General features: G+C 54.1%; 18 protein-coding genes. 8 read left to right on the top strand and 10 right to left on the bottom strand.

Annotated elements, in window-relative coordinates:
* Positions 1–12: 12 nt before the first annotated feature.
* The 3 genes from ACK4HN_RS05185 (at position 13) to ACK4HN_RS05175 (ending at position 1,657) form a co-directional block, all read left to right on the top strand.
* A complete protein-coding gene (locus ACK4HN_RS05185; RefSeq protein WP_409869772.1) occupies positions 13–669 on the top strand; it encodes an NAD(P)H-dependent oxidoreductase in 657 nt (218 codons plus the stop codon).
* Between the two features lie 63 nt (positions 670–732).
* Complete coding sequence (locus ACK4HN_RS05180; RefSeq protein WP_409869770.1) at positions 733–1,347, top strand: GNAT family N-acetyltransferase; 615 nt, start codon at positions 733–735, stop codon at positions 1,345–1,347.
* Positions 1,348–1,390: 43 nt separating this feature from the next.
* Entirely contained in the window at positions 1,391–1,657 is a 267-nt protein-coding gene (locus ACK4HN_RS05175) for a DUF5340 domain-containing protein (RefSeq protein WP_409869768.1), read from the top strand.
* Here the strand turns inward: ACK4HN_RS05175 and menA are convergent.
* Positions 1,645–2,553: a 2-carboxy-1,4-naphthoquinone phytyltransferase gene (gene menA, locus ACK4HN_RS05170; RefSeq protein WP_409869766.1), complete on the bottom strand. Its 909-nt coding sequence runs from the start codon at positions 2,551–2,553 to the stop codon at positions 1,645–1,647. The genes ACK4HN_RS05175 and menA overlap by 13 nt on opposite strands.
* A 628-nt stretch (positions 2,554–3,181) precedes the next feature.
* Between menA and ACK4HN_RS05165 the strand changes: the two genes are divergently transcribed.
* The 5 genes from ACK4HN_RS05165 to ACK4HN_RS05145 all read left to right on the top strand — a co-directional run bounded on the left by ACK4HN_RS05165 (position 3,182) and on the right by ACK4HN_RS05145 (position 10,963).
* Complete coding sequence (locus ACK4HN_RS05165) at positions 3,182–4,207, top strand: hypothetical protein (protein WP_409869764.1); 1,026 nt, start codon at positions 3,182–3,184, stop codon at positions 4,205–4,207.
* Positions 4,208–4,277: 70 nt separating this feature from the next.
* A complete protein-coding gene (locus ACK4HN_RS05160) occupies positions 4,278–6,425 on the top strand; it encodes a polyribonucleotide nucleotidyltransferase (RefSeq protein ID WP_409869762.1) in 2,148 nt (715 codons plus the stop codon).
* Between the two features lie 12 nt (positions 6,426–6,437).
* Positions 6,438–8,621: a glycine--tRNA ligase subunit beta gene (glyS, locus tag ACK4HN_RS05155; protein ID WP_409877318.1), complete on the top strand. Its 2,184-nt coding sequence runs from the start codon at positions 6,438–6,440 to the stop codon at positions 8,619–8,621.
* A gap of 154 nt (positions 8,622–8,775) precedes the next feature.
* Complete coding sequence (locus ACK4HN_RS05150; RefSeq protein WP_409869758.1) at positions 8,776–9,687, top strand: hypothetical protein; 912 nt, start codon at positions 8,776–8,778, stop codon at positions 9,685–9,687.
* A 112-nt stretch (positions 9,688–9,799) separates the two neighbouring features.
* Positions 9,800–10,963, top strand: a complete 1,164-nt coding sequence (locus ACK4HN_RS05145; RefSeq protein WP_409850360.1) for a GuaB3 family IMP dehydrogenase-related protein — start codon at positions 9,800–9,802, stop codon at positions 10,961–10,963.
* On the opposite strand, the gene ACK4HN_RS05140 is transcribed toward ACK4HN_RS05145, so the two are convergent.
* The 9 genes from ACK4HN_RS05140 to ACK4HN_RS05100 all read right to left on the bottom strand — a co-directional run bounded on the left by ACK4HN_RS05140 (position 10,960) and on the right by ACK4HN_RS05100 (position 16,783).
* Positions 10,960–11,634 carry a C40 family peptidase gene (locus tag ACK4HN_RS05140; RefSeq protein WP_409869756.1) on the bottom strand — a complete coding sequence of 225 codons (675 nt, stop codon included), beginning with the start codon at positions 11,632–11,634 and terminating at the stop codon, positions 10,960–10,962. The two genes, ACK4HN_RS05145 and ACK4HN_RS05140, sit on opposite strands and share 4 nt — an antisense overlap.
* A 31-nt stretch (positions 11,635–11,665) precedes the next feature.
* Entirely contained in the window at positions 11,666–12,385 is a 720-nt protein-coding gene (gene purQ, locus ACK4HN_RS05135; protein WP_409869754.1) for a phosphoribosylformylglycinamidine synthase subunit PurQ, read from the bottom strand.
* Positions 12,382–12,990, bottom strand: a complete 609-nt coding sequence (locus tag ACK4HN_RS05130) for a hypothetical protein (RefSeq protein WP_409877317.1) — start codon at positions 12,988–12,990, stop codon at positions 12,382–12,384. The genes purQ and ACK4HN_RS05130 overlap by 4 nt, the downstream gene beginning before the upstream one ends.
* Positions 12,991–12,992: 2 nt before the next feature.
* Positions 12,993–13,262 carry a phosphoribosylformylglycinamidine synthase subunit PurS gene (gene purS / locus ACK4HN_RS05125; RefSeq protein WP_409850368.1) on the bottom strand — a complete coding sequence of 90 codons (270 nt, stop codon included), beginning with the start codon at positions 13,260–13,262 and terminating at the stop codon, positions 12,993–12,995.
* Positions 13,263–13,265: 3 nt separating this feature from the next.
* Complete coding sequence (locus ACK4HN_RS05120; RefSeq protein ID WP_409877316.1) at positions 13,266–14,225, bottom strand: SPFH domain-containing protein; 960 nt, start codon at positions 14,223–14,225, stop codon at positions 13,266–13,268.
* 116 nt (positions 14,226–14,341) lie between these two features.
* The gene (locus tag ACK4HN_RS05115; protein WP_409877314.1) at positions 14,342–15,211 is read right to left on the bottom strand and encodes a DUF4388 domain-containing protein; all 870 of its coding nucleotides are present in this window, start codon (positions 15,209–15,211) and stop codon (positions 14,342–14,344) included.
* 29 nt (positions 15,212–15,240) lie between these two features.
* Positions 15,241–15,789, bottom strand: coding sequence for a GTP-binding protein (locus tag ACK4HN_RS05110; protein ID WP_409877313.1), 549 nt, complete (start codon positions 15,787–15,789; stop codon positions 15,241–15,243).
* Between the two features lie 12 nt (positions 15,790–15,801).
* On the bottom strand, positions 15,802–16,197 hold the full coding sequence (locus tag ACK4HN_RS05105; protein WP_409869746.1) for a roadblock/LC7 domain-containing protein: 396 nt from the start codon (positions 16,195–16,197) through the stop codon (positions 15,802–15,804).
* A gap of 25 nt (positions 16,198–16,222) precedes the next feature.
* Positions 16,223–16,783: a protoglobin domain-containing protein gene (locus ACK4HN_RS05100; protein WP_409877311.1), complete on the bottom strand. Its 561-nt coding sequence runs from the start codon at positions 16,781–16,783 to the stop codon at positions 16,223–16,225.
* Positions 16,784–16,982 lie beyond the last annotated feature (199 nt).

The raw sequence follows: 16,982 nt of genomic DNA, 5'->3' as shown, positions 1-16,982 counted from the left end.
CCAGTGAACAGAATGACTGAAACACCGATTTCACCAACAACGGTTTTGCAACAACTGCAATGGCGCTACGCCACGAAAAAATTTGACCCCGATCGCAAAATTCCTGCGCATCTGTGGCAAGTGCTCCTGCAAAGCCTTGTGTTGGCTCCCTCCTCCTTTGGTCTGCAACCATGGAAGTTTTACGTCATCGAGACGCCTGAGCTGCGCCAAGCCCTGCTCCCCCACACTTGGAATCAGCGGCAGGTGGTGGATGCTTCCCACTTAGTGGTATTTGCTATTAAGACCAATCTCAATGCTACGGATGTCGATCGCTACCTTGCGCGGCAAGCAGAAGTCCAACATACCGCAGTAGAAAACCTGCAAAAATACGGGGATTTGGTCAAGGGCTTTTTGCAGTCACCCCCCTACCCCCTCAATGTTGATGAATGGTCAGCCCGCCAAGTGTATATTGCCTTGGGGCAGTTTATGGTGACGGCGGCTCTGCTGGGCATTGACACCTGCCCGATGGAGGGCTTTCTGCCGCAGGAATATGATCGTATTCTCGATCTACCCGCCCAGGGCTATCATGCAGTCGTTCTGTGTGCGGCAGGCTATCGTGCGGCCGATGACAACTATGCCACCCTACCCAAGGTGCGCTATCCTCTAGAGGCGGTTGTCGAAGTACGCTAAGGTTCACTCAGTAACCCCGCTGGACATAGGCTAAGCTAGAAATAGCTCGCTACACACGCTTGTATGTCTTTGCACACCGATGATTCCATTGACCACAATTTAGTTGATTTAGACATCGTTCCCGCCAAAGAAGAAGAGCGCTTTGAACCCACTAACATCATTATTCGCGAGATGGGCATTGATGACATTGCCCCCGTATTTCATCTTGGCGAGGAACTTTTCACCAGTGATCTGTATCCCTCCCTCTATCGCATCTGGGATGAGTGGGAGGTGATTGGTTTCTACAACACCGATCCAGAATATTGTCTTGTGGCCGAAGCCGACTCGCAAGTGGCAGGGTTTATCCTAGGCACAATTATTAGCAAAGCCCCTTGGGTCTATGGCTACATTAACTGGCTGGGGGTACATCCGCAGTATCAACGGCGAGGCATTGCCGACAAGCTGGTGGATAAGCTCATTGAACGCATGATTGAAGAAGGGGCACGGTTTATGCTGGTGGACACTGACCCTGCTAATACCGCCGCAGTGAAGTTTTTTACCCGTAAGGGCTTTGGCAATCCTCGGCGACATGTCTTTTTTTCGTTAAACTTAACCAAGCATGAAATCTATGGCCGGCTCATTGCCTACGAGCGCGATCGCTCCGAACGGCTGACCTATCGCCGTCCCCGCCGCCGCTAGAAATTCTGAATCTAAATGTCGTTCCTTGGAGGTGTCTGCTCTGGTGACTCTTTCTTCTGCCCCCCCCGGTGAGGTTCCCGTTCCTGCCCATATTCATTACGAGCTAGTGTTGCAAATTTTAGAACAGGTCTCCTTACCTGCTCTTTCCCCCAACTCCAGGGGCTATCAACAGCTCCACAGTGCGGTCATTCATCTGCGCAAGGCTCTGCGGCTGCAAAAGCAGTTTGAGGAGGAATGGCAATTGAGCGGCGGCAGTGTCGAATACCGGTGGTCGCTGAATCGCAATCGCCCTGCCTCTCAAACCAAATAGCCCAGTCCCAAGAGTAGGCCGCTCCAAAAGTGCAGTTGCACGGCAATGAATTTCGAGTTCTTGATCTGCTCAGGCACACTGTGAAATTGGGCCATCCGCTGGCACAGATAAATCGCCCAAGGCAGCGAACTTAAAGCGAGTAACGTTGGCCACGGCAGCATTCCCCATGCGACACTGGCTAGCAACACACCATAGAAGAGACCACAGGCACCATAGACCAGTTGGGCACTGCGAGCCGTTCCGAGGCGCACAACCGGAGAACGTTTGCCGGCCGCTAGATCATCGGCCACTTGGTGAAAGTGAGAGCAAAAGAGAATCAGCGTTGTGGCGAGACCATTGAGGATAGCCACCGCCGAGATACTGGGGCTAAAGGTTTGCACTTGGCTATAGTAGGCGGCAGCGATCGCCAATGGGCCAAAGCAGAGAAAACAAATCGGCTCCCCCAGGCCCAAATAACCCAAGCGAAAGGGTGGGCCTTGGTAGCTGTAGCCGAGGGCACAGCAGAGCAATACCAACCCTAAAACTGTTGCATCCTGTTGCAGCCAACTAATCGCCGCAATCCCCAGTAGCCCCAAGAGTAAGCAGACATTGCTCAGCCAAAAGATCAGTTCCTTTTTGCCCGTGAGGTTGACCACGGAATGGTACTTGTGGCGATCGATCCCGGTTTCAGCATCAAACACATCATTACTCAGATTCAGCCAGACCAAAATCAACACGGCAGCGATGAGAAACAGACTAAAAGGCCACCAGTGCACCTTGCCTGTCTCGGCGATCGCCACTGCCGTGCCCAACCAAATGGGCATCACCGCCACACTGTACATGGGAAGTTTAATTGCCGCCCACCACAAACGGGAGCGATCTATGGATTCTGACGTTGATTCTGACGGACTAGCCATCCCACCTATACTTGAATCACCTTCGTCAGCATATCATTGTCGCTCCTGCCCATCGATGGCTTGCTTGTTTTGCTGCCCAAATCCCTTGCCGCAACGCTGGATGATTCAGCTTATAACCAGAGATGCCCAAGTCCCGCGCTAAGGCCACCAGCTATGGGTGAGTCAGCCGCTCTAGCTCCGCGATCGTCCGTGTTTTAATAGTGGGTTAGGGTGGGCACAGTTGGCGTTCAAGGGTCACCACTCACTGTTCTAGAGCACTCAAGCGCCGTAAGACTGTTGGACAAGCAATCTCCACTGACTGAAGAGATTATTGCGAAATTTTACGAGTTGCTTCATTGAGGGAACGGCATCCCTGCTGCACTTGCCAGCGTTGGAGTTGGCCATAGAGTTCAGTATCTAAACGAACCGTGATCTTTTTGGGGGGCATGCCGAAAATTCTAAAAAAAAACCGACAAACTTACTTACAGTCTGTCGGCTCGTTGTGTGTTCCCTGTTGATGACTCGGATAGTACTGAGTCACTATTTAGCATGACCTATCCGCCGTTAGAATGACTGTGACGATGATCACAACTTAGCCGCTTTTTATTGCCCTTCACCAAAGTCTCTCATTAGAATTTTTGAATCTCCTATGACCTCTACTTTAGACGGTACAATTCTTTTGCCGCAAAACCCCCTGAGTGCGCCTCTGCGACGGCGGTTACTCCATGTCAATGGGATAGGTAGCGATGCTGCCAAGCAACGGCGGGATTTGAACCAGCTTGCCAAACTCACAGCAACTCACCCTTTGGAAATTCGCGGCATTCACAATCAGACCCATGGCTTTCAAGCGGATCTCTTGGAAAGTTTCCTCGGTAAGGCAGAACTCTACCATTTTTGGCCCCAGACGCCAGCCCCAGACCCCAGCAAGGATCGCCGCTATGGGTATGCCAAACTCCTTGGCCAACTGGTGAGCAAGGATCTTGCCGATGATGCCGATATTCTGGCGATCGCCCAACCCAGCGAATTGCAACAACGCCCCCTCGATATCAATAGTGCCGCCGACTTAACAAAACTCCTTGACCTGTCATTCCTGCAAAAATTGGGTTGGGGGGATTTTGCCCAATATCTCTACGGTACGTTTCCAGCCGGTGCGCCGCGCCCCACCCTACGCTTGGCCTATGAAATCATCAAGGGGCTACAAGCGGGGGCTGAATTGTACCTTGTCGCCCATAGCCAAGGGTTAATTATTACTGCCCTTGCCTGTCACATTGTGCGGCAATTGCTGCCGCCGCAAACAAAATGGATGGAGACTGTTTATCTGATTGGCTACGGACCGGCCATTTTTTTTGCCGATTTACCGCCAGAGCTACAACCACAAACTATTCTAATTCAACACCGTCAAGATGTGGTGGCCGAAACCCTGAGCAATCTCCGCAATGTGGATTTATGGACGAACTTGCAAACCCAGATGGAAAAAGCCCTTCACTACGCCGATGATCTGCTCAAAGTTTTGGGGCAAGATAGCCACCACTCCGCCAGTTTCTACTTGGGGTTACAGGACAGCGCTAGCAGCCAGCGATCGGCAGAACTTCTACAAATCCTATTAACGCAAAGCTGGTCAGCCACCCCTAGTCTTGCCGCCCTCAGGGGCACACGGCTGATCCTTGAACTTTAGCGGATGAGTGGCAGAAGCGGCTATCCTAGTAGAGAGAAAGAAATAGGAAGAAGGACGAAATAGAACGCAAATGAAGGGTCTAGAAAAGATTATCCCCCTAGATGGACGGGATATCAAAGTAGTACTGCAAAAATTTGCCCCCCAAGCCGCCGGTTCCCTTCTCATTAGTTCAGGGGAAACGGCCGTACTGGTGACGGCGAATCGTGCCGCCCCGCGCGAAGGCATTGATTTTTTACCCCTTGTGGTGGATTACGAAGAGCGTCTCTATGCTGCTGGGCGAATTCCCGGCGGTTTTTTACGCCGTGAGGGTCGTCCCCCCGAAAAAGCCATTCTCATTGGTCGTCTGATTGATCGACCGCTGCGCCCCCTCTTTCCCCAATGGCTGCGGGACGATCTGCAAGTGGTGGCTACGACAGTTTCCTTGGATGAAAATGTTCCCCCCGATGTATTGGCGGTCACCGGTGCCTCGATTGCCGTTCTCTTGGCACAAATTCCCTTTAATGGTCCAATGGCGGCGGTACGGGTTGGCCTTGTGGGGGATGAGTTTGTGATCAACCCGACCTACAAAGAAATTGAGCGCGGTGGTTTAGATCTCGTTGTGGCCGGTTCTCCCGATGGGGTAGTCATGGTGGAAGCCGGTGCCAATGAACTGCCGGAAGCTGACATGATTGAGGCCATTGACTTTGCCTATGAGGTGATCCAAGACCTGATTCAAGCGCAGCGGGATCTCCTTAAGGAACTGGGCATTGACATGGTCAAAGCTGAACCGCCCGCGATCGACCCCACGTTGGAAAACTTCATCTACGATCGCGCCGTTGAACCGGTCAAAGCCATTCTCAAACGCTTTGAAAAGGACAAAAATGTTCGCGATGCTGCCCTCGATGAGGTGCAAGGGGCGATCGCCCAAGACATTGCAGCCCTGCCCGAGGATCACCCAGTGGCGGTGGCGGCGGCGGCAAACCCCAAAGCCCTGCCCACTCTCTTTAAGGCCGTGACGAAAAAACTCATGCGGCAGCAAATTATTGAGGAGGGGGTGCGAGTGGATGGCCGCCGTCTCGATGAAGTGCGACCCATTTGGTGTGAGGTGGGGGTTCTGCCAGAGCGGGTTCACGGCAGTGCCCTCTTTAATCGCGGTTTGACGCAGGTAATGTCTGTTGTCACCCTCGGTTCTCCTGACGACGCCCAAGCCCTTGATGATCTGCATCCTGAGGACAGCAAGCGGTATCTGCACCACTACAACTTTCCCCCCTACTCTGTGGGCGAAGTCCGCCCCTTGCGATCCCCCGGACGGCGTGAGATTGGCCATGGTGCCCTTGCGGAGCGTGCTCTTGAACCCGTCCTTCCCCCGAAAGAGGAATTTCCCTACGTGATTCGGGTGGTGTCGGAGGTGCTTTCTTCCGATGGTTCTACGTCTATGGGATCTGTCTGTGGTTCCACCCTCTCATTGATGGATGCGGGGGTGCCAATCCGCAAGCCCGTCAGTGGTGCGGCCATGGGTCTGATCAAGGAGGGCAATGAGGTGCGCATCCTCACTGATATTCAGGGGATTGAGGACTTCCTAGGAGATATGGACTTCAAGGTGGCGGGCACCGATAGTGGCATTACTGCCCTGCAAATGGACATGAAAATCACTGGCTTGCCGGTTGCGGTGATCAAGCAGGCGATCGAGCAGGCACGTTCGGCACGGCTGCATATCCTTGAGAAAATGCTGGCAGTGCTCGACAAACCCCGTCCCCAACTGCCCCCCAGTGCGCCACGGCTGCTGACGTTGCAAATTTCTCCCGATATGATTGGCGTCGTGATTGGGCCGGGGGGCAAAACCGTGCGCAGTATCTGTGAGCAATACAACGTCAAGGTGGACATCAGCGAAGAAGGGCTACTCACCATTACTGCCCCCAATGAAACCAACGCCAAGCAAGCCCGCGCCGCCATTGAGGGCTTAACACGAAAGATCAACGCAGGTGATGTCTATCTAGGCAGGGTAACACGGATTATTCCCATTGGTGCCTTTGTCGAGTTTCTCCCCGGCAAGGAGGGGATGATCCACATTTCCCAGTTGGCGGAGTATCGCGTCGGCAAAGTCGAGGACGAAGTGAAAATTGGCGATGAAATTGTTGTCAAAATCCGTGAGGTGGACAGCAAAGGCCGCATTAACCTGACCCGTCTTGGGATTCATCCCGACGAGGCCGAAGCCGCCCGCAGTAGCGCAGTTTTCTAGTAAATGGTCACCATGCCCAAGTCATCACCGCATACGTTCCTCCTAGAGGTGGGAACTGAGGATCTCCCCGCCCGCTTTGTCAGTAGCGCCCTGCACCAGTGGCACATCCTGATTCCCCAAACCCTCAAAGAACAGGGACTAATGGGAGAAGTCAAGGTCTGGGCGACACCGCGCCGCTTAGCCGTACTGATTGAGGGACTGCCGCCGCAGCAGCCGGATCAAGCCATTGAAATTAAGGGGCCCGCAGCCAGTGTGGCTTTTCGGGAGGGGGAACCCACCCCTGCCCTATTGGGCTTTCTGCGATCGCGCCAAGGCCGCCTCGAGGACATCGAAATCCGCCCCACCGAAAAAGGGGAGGTGGTCTATCTCAAGCAAGTCCGCCCTGGCCAACCTACCTGCCAACTCTTGACTGAGTTAGCGCAGCAGTGGATTACTGCCCTTGAGGGGAGTCGCTTCATGCGCTGGGGGGATGGGGAGCTGCGTTTTTCGCGTCCCATTCGTTGGCTGGTCTTGCTGTGGAATGATCAGGTGCTGCCCCTCGTCTTAGAGAGCCATTCTGTGCGCATTGCCAGCGATCGCGCCACCTATGGCCATCGCGTGCTTTCCCAAGGAGCCATTGTCCTCAACCATGCCCAAGACTATGAAGCTGCCCTTGAAAAGGCAGGGGTCGTGGTGAATCCAGAAGTCCGCCAGCAACGAATTCGCGAGCAAATTACCACTCTTGCTCAAGAAGCAGGCGGATGGGTGGATTTAGAGGTACCCCTTTTGGAGGAAGTGACCCACCTCGTGGAATGGCCAACGGCGGTTTTGGGGAGTTTTGAAGCGCAGTTTCTTGCCCTGCCTCTTGAGGTGATTACGACCGTATTGGTGTCCCATCAGCGGTATTTTCCGGTGTACACCGATGCGACTCGCCAAGCCCTGCTCCCCCTGTTCATCACGATTAGCAATGGCGATCCTGCGGCCACCCCCTTGATTCGTGCTGGGAATGAGCGGGTGATTCGTGCCCGTCTTGCGGATGCCGAGTTCTTTTACAAGGCGGATACGGCACAGCCCCTGGAGCACTACCGCAACAAACTAGCCACGGTCACCTTCCAAGATGAATTGGGATCGATGGCCGACAAAGTGGAGCGGCTAACCGCACTAGCTCGCCAAATTGCCACCGCCTTAAATTGTGCGGCTGCGGACGTTGCTGCCATTGAACGCACCGCTGCCCTGTGCAAAGCGGATTTGGTGACCCAGATGGTGGGGGAATTTCCCGAACTGCAGGGTTACATGGGGCAAGTGTATGCCACGGTCTGCGGGGAAGACCCAGCGGTGGCCACGGGGATTTTTGAGCATTATCTACCGCGTTTTGCGGGCGATCGCCCGCCCCAAAGTCTCACGGGTCAGGTGGTGGGATTGGCCGATCGCTTGGATACCTTGGTTTGCCTTTTTGGCATCGGCCTGTGTCCCACGGGTTCATCAGATCCCTTTGCCCTGCGGCGGGCTGCCAATGCCGTGATCACCATTCTCTGGCAGGGGGAGCATCACCTGAATCTTTTGGCTTTCCTCGAGGAGCAGGCTCAAGCCTTTTGTCGCCAATTTACCGCCAAGCTCAGTGCTGCTGACTTAGCGCAGCAACTGCGGCAGTTTTTTAGCCAACGGCTGCGAACCTTACTGCAAGAAGATTTGGGCATTGAGTATGACTTGGTGAATGCCGTCATTCCAGAGGATCAGCCGGCGCTGCAAAGCCGTGCCCTCACGGATGTGGTGGATGCCCGCGATCGCGCCCAATTTCTGCAAAAACTGCGCCAGTCCGGTGAACTCATGGCCATTTACCCGACGGTAAACCGCGCTGCTCGCTTGGCACGTCAAGGTACCCTAGGGACAGACTGCCTGAATATCCGTGCCGTCAAGGCCAAGCACCTCGAAGCCCCCATTGAAAAGGAATTCTATGCTGCCCTCAAAGACATCTTGCCAAGGGTGCAACAGGCGCAGGAGCAGCGTGCCTATGGGGAAATTGTGGCTGCCTTAGTCTCCCTTGCCCCGATTGTTAGTCGCTTCTTCGATGGCGAGGAAAGTGTCCTAGTGATGGCAGAGGATGCAACCGTGCGTGCCAATCGCTTAGCGCTCCTTAGTTTGTTGCGCAACTGTGCGGCAATTATTGGCGATTTTGGGTCGATCGTGCAAACAGAAAGCGTTGTATCAAGCCCATAGCTCTCACTACCTTGGCAACGTGTAAAAGTCTTGCTTAGCTCACAGCAGCAACGCATAATAACGCATAATTGAGAGTACCCCAATTGAGGATTGCCGTGGCCTGTTTATCTGAACAGTCGCTCAATTGGTGCTTAGACTGTTTGCGAGAATTGCCATGACTGCTGAACCCCCGCCCAAGCGCCCCCGCGCCAAAAAGACCCCAGCGACGCCGCCAAAGCCTTCCTCTGAATTAGCAACGCCCCCCAAGCCTCGTCCGGAAATTCTCGGTGTGGCCGCAGCGGGTAGCTCAGCCCCAAAACCCAGCGTTGTCTCTGAAGAATCTGTTTCTCAGCAGGCAGAAGTCCTATCCCGCCCCCAACCGATCCCACCCCCCAGTGAACGGATGCAATATCGAGCGATCGGGGTAGTACGCGGTCGCTATGTGCCCGCTTCGGAGGCAGAGTTCAACCGAGGGGTAATGATTACCGAGGATGGCGTGGAAATTGAAACCGTCCTTTTGGGGCAAGTGATGAACCTGATTAAAAAGTATCTCGACCTGAATGAACCCCACCTCTGGGTAGTCTATCCCCGCACCCGCGAAGTGAACAAAGAAGAGGTGAAACTGCACCTACAAATTGTCGGTGTATGGGAACCGGAACGCCTGCAACAGGCCAATGCCATAGCAGCGGATCCCGGTGTCAATGACGGCTACTTTTCTGTACGAGGAGAAGTGATCTTCAACTCCCAAGAAAAGAACTTTGTCGTCGTTAAAATCCAACAGTTGCCGCGGCGGCGGGGCGAGAAACCCAAAGCCTTCAAACTCAAACTGGTCGGAACAGTCCCCATGAAGTCGCCGGGGTACTTTTGGGACTTTCAGGTGCAGCGACAGGGGACCAGTTTAGTGGTTCAGGAGGCAACCACGGTGGGTATTTTGCCCCCCCGCAAAATCAAGAAGCGCAAGAAAGCCAAGGCAAGGCCAGCCCGTCCCCAAAGACGGCAGTCTCAGCGTCCCGGTTCATCGCCCACATCGCCGCGTTCGGCCTCCGTTCCTCCGGTTCGGCGATCGCCCAACCCACCATCGAACTAGTGCCAAGGCATGGCTTGTCAAGGTGTTGTAAATTTTTGTAAATTTGTTGCACTATCAACAACAACTTAGGCACCGTACTTGATCATTTAGCCCACCTACTGCGAGGAACACCATGACGATTCAACTAGGGGGACATCGCACCGCCCGTCGCGCCTACGGTATTGATGAAATTGCCCTTGTCCCCGGCAACCGCACCCTCGATCCCCAACTGGCGGATACCCGCTGGCGCATTGGTCCCATTGAACGGGAAATTCCCATTATTGCCAGTGCCATGGATGGGGTTGTGGATGTGGCAGTGGCTGTCAAACTCAGCCAACTGGGGGCACTAGGCGTCCTCAACCTTGAGGGGATTCAAACCCGCTACGAAGATCCCGATCCAATTCTTGAACGCATTGCCAGCGTCAGTGTCGATGAATTTGTACCCCTGATGCAGCAATTGTATGCGCAGCCCATTCAGCCCCACCTCATTGAAAAACGCATTCAAGAAATCAAATCCCAAGGGGGAATTGCCGCCGTCAGTTTAACCCCAGCGGGAGCCAGTCGGTTTGGGGATGTGGTGGCAGCGGCGGGAGCCGATTTGCTCTTTGTCCAAGCCACGGTTGTGTCACCGGCTCACCTTGCCCCTGAGGGCACAGAACCCCTCGACCTCGCTGCCTTTTGTGAACGCATGCCCATGCCTGTGGTTTTAGGGAACTGCGTCACCTATGAGGTGGCTCTCAGTCTCATGCACTGTGGTGCGGCAGCAATTCTGGTGGGGATTGGGCCAGGGGCGGCCTGTACCTCCCGCGGCGTGCTGGGGGTGGGGGTGCCGCAAGTGACAGCGATCGCCGACTGTGCTGCAGCGCGGGAAGCCTATTTTGAAGAGACGCAACGCTATGTGCCGGTGATTGCTGATGGCGGTCTTGTCACGGGTGGCGATGTTTGCAAATGTATTGCCTGTGGCGCAGATGCGGTGATGATGGGATCCCCCTTTGCCCGTGCCAAAGAAGCCCCCGGTCGCGGTTATCACTGGGGGATGGCCACACCTAGTCCGGTACTCCCCCGCGGAACGCGCATTCATGTGGGCACCACTGGCACCCTTGAGCAGATTCTGCGCGGACCGGCTCAGTTGGACGATGGCACCCACAACTTCCTAGGGGCACTGCAAACCAGCATGGGTACCCTTGGCGCCAAGGATCTACGGGAAATGCAGCAGGTAGAAATCGTCATTGCCCCCTCCCTCCTCACGGAAGGCAAGGTCTATCAAAAAGCGCAAAAGCTGGGGATGGGTCGCTAGGGCAGATAGCTACAGTCAATGCGGCCACCGCCACGAAACTGCTGCTGATAGGCGATGCTCACGGCATCCTCACTGGGGTAGAGAGTATCAATGCCAATGCCATTGCGACCATACCCTTGGCCAGAGCTGTGGATGTACTGCCCCTGCCCTAGATAGAGACCTACATGGGTGGCCTTGTCACCCGTACCGAAAAAGACTAAATCCCCCCGCTGGAGCTGGGGTAGGGTTTCCTCAATAGAAGGACTCCCCACGGGGGTGGCAAAGGCCTCCTGCTGATAGGCATCACGGGGCAGCCAAATGCCCTGACTGGCAAAGCTAGCCTGCATCAAGCCCGAGCAGTCGTAATTGGGGGCAACAGTTCCGCCCCAGAGATATTCATGGGGAACCTGCTGTGCCGCAAGGCAAAAGGCAATAACCTCTTCAAGGACAGCCTCGATGTAGGCGCGATCGCGGGCAATGGGCTGATAGGGCTGAGTGGCGGGTGTGAGATGGCGGTAATCCTGGGGATCCAGCCAGCCCCAGTATTCATCCTCCGCGAGTTGCACGTAGGTACGTTCAGTCTCCAAAGTAGGTGCCCAGAGAAAGCGTCCTGCTGCCCCTTGGGTTGCCAAGCGATCGCCTGTGGGGGCGTCGTAGAGATTCACTGTTGCGGTGAGTTGGTAGAGCTGCATGATGGGAGAATTTGCTTACTACTCTACTCATCTAAAAGGGACTAACTAAAAGAGACTGAAATAACAGCAAGCCGTCTAGCATATGCTCGCTGGGGGAGTGGATCAAGGTGGGGTCAGCGGCGCGCTCAGGGTGCGGCATCATCCCCAACACATTGCCCGCCGCGTTGCAAATGCCGGCGATATTGTTGAGGGAGCCATTGGGATTACTCTCAGGCGTGACATTCCCTTGGGCATCGGCATAGCGAAAGAGGACTTGGCGGTTGGCTTCCAGTTCAGCGAGGGTGACAGGATCAGCATAGTAGCAGCCTTCACCGTGGGCAATGGGCAGGCGAATCACGGTTTGATTGCCATAGGCTTGGAGCCACGGACGCTCTTTGGCCTCTAAGCGTAAATGCACGCGATCGCAAATAAAGTGCAAGTCGCGATTGCGCACTAGGGCACCCGGTAGCAGCTTCGCCTCGGTGAGAATTTGAAACCCATTGCAAATGCCCAGTACCCATTTGCCGGCAGCGGCATGGTCTTTGACGGCGGCCATAATTGGGGAGAAGCGCGCGATCGCCCCACAGCGCAAATAATCGCCAAAACTAAAGCCCCCCGGCAGCACAATCAAATCATAATCGCTCAAATTGGTTTCTTCGTGCCATAGCAGCTCCGTTGGCCACCCCAGAATTTCACTCGTGACGTAGGCCACATCGCGATCGCAATTGGATCCGGGAAAAACAACAATCCCCACGTTTAGGGCATGACTCACAGCAATCCATCCATCACATCAGTAATCGGCTTTAACTTGGCAGGGGCATGGAGTAGCTCAATATCCCGTAGCCAGACCACACCGCGTCCCATGAATTCCACCCCAATTTTAATCAAGCCGGGGGTCTGGGCTTCTGGTTTGAGGTGAAAAGGCACTTCGCACAGGTGCCAGTCGCGATCGCCGACGAGGGAAACGGTGCGCGAAAATGTCCAACCAAAAGGTTGACTGCGGCTGAGGAACAGTTGTCCCCCCTCGGGCAATGCCCCAGTTTTGACTAAGGCACGGCACAGGAGCAGTTGATCCCCCCCTTGGGCAGAGGGCACTTCAAGCCACAGGTGGGCTTCCGGGAGTTCAAAGAGGGGAATCGTCTGCGGCCAGTGGGACTCTAGACACCAAGCAGCACCTTCAACCCGAAGGCCAAAACCAGCGATCGGTTGATCTACACCCGCCCGAAAAAGGGCAATGCGTTGGAAGGGGGCTGTCGGTTCCGGTACTTGAAGCAAAGGGGCAAGGGTGTCCGCCAAGGACTGTAATCCCGATTCAATCCCAGCCTTGATGCCCGCCTCGATACTGGCTAATAGATCCTCCCACCAGTTGAACATCATGCCTACCCTGCGGTAGTTGCCAGTTCCTGTAATTCAATGCGAAAGGTTTCAATCACCGGATTGGCCAACAGTTGATCGGCAATGTGGGTAAGCTGTGCCTCGGCAGTGGCGCGATCGCTGGCCTCTAAAGTCACTTCCACCAGTTTGCCAATGCGCACCGCTTGCACATTGGTGTAGCCCAGATGATGAATTCCCGCCTGTACGGCCACCCCTGCGGGATCTAACACCGAGGGTCGCAACGTAACAAAAACCTGTGCCTGAAATTGTGCCATGGACTATACCTCGCGAGGCGACTGCTCGATGAGGGACTTCACACCCTCAATCGTTGCCGGGATACTGCTGGGATCCATAAATAGTACTTTACTGCTATCACTGTGGCCAATGGTGCGCCCCATATCCAAGTAGCCCTGAGCAAGGAGAAACTGGAGCGCTTCCTTGGCCTTCGGATCTTCGTGCAGTGCTGCCGCAATAATTTTCATTGCTTCTGCGGTTCCTTGGGCGCGCAAGATCTGATTTTGGCGCTCGGCTTGGGCACGCAACACCACCACTTTCTGTTCCGCTTCCGCTGCCAAAATGGCTGCTTTTTGTTCTGCTTCGGCGGCCAACACTTGGGCTTCTGCTTTGCCCCGCGCAGAGTTGATGGCAGCTTCCCGCTCCCCTTCTGAGGTGAGAATCGCCGCGCGTTTTTTGCGCTCCGCAGACATTTGCAGTTCCATCGAGTCTTGAACTGCTTTGGAAGGCGCAATATCCCGCAGTTCGACACGAGTCACCTTCACCCCCCACGGATCTGTGGCAATATCTAGATCCCGCAGCAGATTCTCATTCACCTGAGTACGAGCAGTAAAAGTTTCATCTAGTTCTAGCTTCCCCATTTCTGTCCGAATCTGCGTTTGCACCAGATTCACCATCGCCATCTCCAGGTTTTCCACCTTGTAGTAGGCGCGCTCCATATCAATAATCCGCCAGTAAACGACGGCATCCACCGTAATTGTCACATTGTCGCGGGTGATACACTGCTGCGGCGGAATATCCAATACTTTTTCCCGAATCGTTTCCTCAAAGACCACGCGATCAACGAACGGTATCGTAAAATTTAGCCCCGGTTCTAAGCGACGGCTATAGCGGCCCCACCGCTCCACCAAGGCCATATTACCCTGATTCACAATCCGTACAGAGTTAGCAACACCCCAACCCCCAAACCCCAGTAGAAAGAGCAGGCCAAAGAGTTCACCCATAATTGCTGTTACCCAACAAGGCCACTACTACTGTAGCGTCTAATTTTCACGCTAGGGTCCAGGGGTCTTGTGTATTCCTTAATCTAATTAATCAATTAATCTGGCAAGCAGAGATTCTAGCGACTAACCTTTGTTTTCAAAAAGCCAATAATCTCATTGAGAAACGAAGAACTCAGCCCTGTACTGGAAGTAGTCGAGAGGTCAGAAGCCATGTCTTGGGCGGGCGATGCGTTGTCTGGGGATGAGGATGGGATATTTATCACTTCCTCGACAATGCCCATGACCATCAGGCGGAAACAGACTTTTTGCACCTCTAAGACTGCAATGTTGAGCCTTTGAGCAATTTCCTGAATGGTCGTTGTGCCATCAATGTGCTCCCATACCTGCCACTCAATTTTGCCCAATTGAACCGAGGGTGGCTCACTGACGAGACTCACAATAGTGGAATCGGCAAGGGGCAGCTTATCCAACAGCGGTGTCCAATCCCGCAATAGCCGCAATCCGGCTAGGGTAATGACTTGGGGGGAAGCACTCAGCCCCGTCATTTCAGCTAAGGGCAGCGGGTGCTGGGCATCAAAATGAAAATATCCATCCTTAAGGGCAAAAAGATAGGGAATCGGCGTGAGCACCTGTTGCTTAAACAGCAATTGGATTTGCTGGCTATCGAGGATAGCTTGAGATTTTAAGAAGACACCAAGGGGCATATTCCCTGGATAGCGATTCATCACCCGCTGCACCGTCAAGGGGTGAAGGTAACCGCGCTGCTCAATCAGTTGGCGCAGACCTTGATGATTCAATGTGGTTGTGGCAGCAACGATTTGACCATAGCGAAAGAAGAGGTAGTGCTCTGACGCCGCCGACAGAAAGGGTAGCGCGTGGGATTCATCCATTGACTTCAGGGAAAGGCATCCCGTCTTTTGGCCTTGCTCTAGGAAACGAAAAACCTCACCCAAAGAAAATTCTGAAAGATAGCCACTGATTTTCATCAGTTCCCCCTAGTTTCGTGATTTTGTTGCTAACGAAGAGAAGTTGCTTGGGACTCGGCGTAGGTTTGAATTAAGGTCATAAGGGCTGTGGCCACAGAGGAGCGATCTAATGCGTTTAGGGCAACCATGGGAGGTCGTCCGTGGGGACTGAGATAGCCAAGGGCAATGGCAATCTCTTCCATTGGCCATGCCTCAGGGAGGTCTGCATGGCTAAAGCCAATAATCATGGGCACTTTGGTGCGATGGCGCATAAAGGCAGAAATCCGCCGGGCCGCACGAAAGTCTTGGGGGCGGTGGGAGCTGACCAGCAGAATAAAGGCATGGGCTTTGCGAATCAGGATGTCCCACATAAAGTCAAAGCGCTCCTGACCTGGTGTACCGTACAAATGCAGTGCCATCTGGGGACTGAATTGGAGCCGACCAAAATCCATGGCCACTGTAGTTTTAGGCTTAAGCTGAGCCGTTTCATCCGTTGCTTTGCGGTCCGTGTCCACGGTTTCAATTTCACTAATCGTGCGGATGAAGGTGGACTTGCCGGCACCCACTGGACCCGTGACCACAATGCGCATGATCTCCATGGGCAACCCCCTCTAAACCCCCAAGGCTGGGTTTAAGCTGCTGAGTTGGGGCTGGAGTTCCGCCAAGACGTTTTTGATCTCTAAATTAAGAATCCCCAGTTTGGCTGAGGCATCGGCAAGAACCAATAGCACCGCATCCTCTGTGCAACTGGTGAGAATGCCATAGCCACTGCCGCCTTCCACGAGAATTCGCTCAATTTGACCACGACTGAGTTCACGCCCAATCCGCTCCCCCAGCGACAGCATGGCGGCTGACATGGCGGCAACCCGCTCCTCATCCATGGCGCCCGGCAACACTGCTGCTAGGGTCAAACCATCAGGAGAGACTAGGGCCGCACCTTGCACATTGCTAGCATTGGCAACAAAGCTTTGCAGGGTGGCTTCCAGTTTAGAAACGTCAATTGGCATGTTGTCTTCCTCTTGGCTTAAGTGATCAGGACTGCATGGAAGCGGCACCGGTGGCGATGAGACGCTGGAAAAGGGCTTGAGTCCAACCGGTTTCTTGAAGCACGGCTTGGGACGAGACGTCGAAGTAGGCTTGTTCAATAAACGCAAGGTCAATCATGCAAATTTTGCCAAGGGCATCGCCAAGGGCTTCAGACTTGCCATCTTGGCGGAGTTTTTGCCGCACGGCATTCACCACAACTGCCATTGCCGGCACCACATGCTGAGGGCCAATGCCAACTTTCACATGAATCAGACCAATTTTCCAGCGGCGCTCCGCATAGCTTTTACCCCACTCATCCATGCCGGTAAACATTTCAGCAAACCAATCCACAAAGGTTTGCCGCAGGCGGTGCACCCGCCCCTCGGTGGCATTGAGAATGGCATTCATTTCCTCGTCGCGTCCGAGGTAGTCATAGAAAATGTCTGCCATTGCGGGGGCAATTTCCTTTCCCCACGCAGCCGCTTCCTTAAGGGCTGCCTTATCGGTGTCCGTGAGCTGTACACGGCGCACCATTGTTGTCATAAAGGCGCTAGGGTCAATAGCCATAAGTATCCGTACTTAGGTACAAGGATAAAAGGTAAACGGCGCCTAGCTTAGAAGATTTTTGAAAAGATGTAAAGTATCACTGGATACGGAATTAGTTAGACTGAACAGAGAGAGCACTGTTTCCAGATTTGCTGAAATTAAGTGAAATGCTTTCCTGCTCTGGGTTTTACCCTACTGGTTAGAGTTTCTTAGACACTGC

The organism is Thermosynechococcus sp., assembly GCF_046299655.1.
Lineage (GTDB): Bacteria > Cyanobacteriota > Cyanobacteriia > Thermosynechococcales > Thermosynechococcaceae > Thermosynechococcus.
The sequence above is the reverse complement of the archived record's forward strand: the minus strand, read 5'-3'. Positions and strand labels throughout refer to the sequence as shown.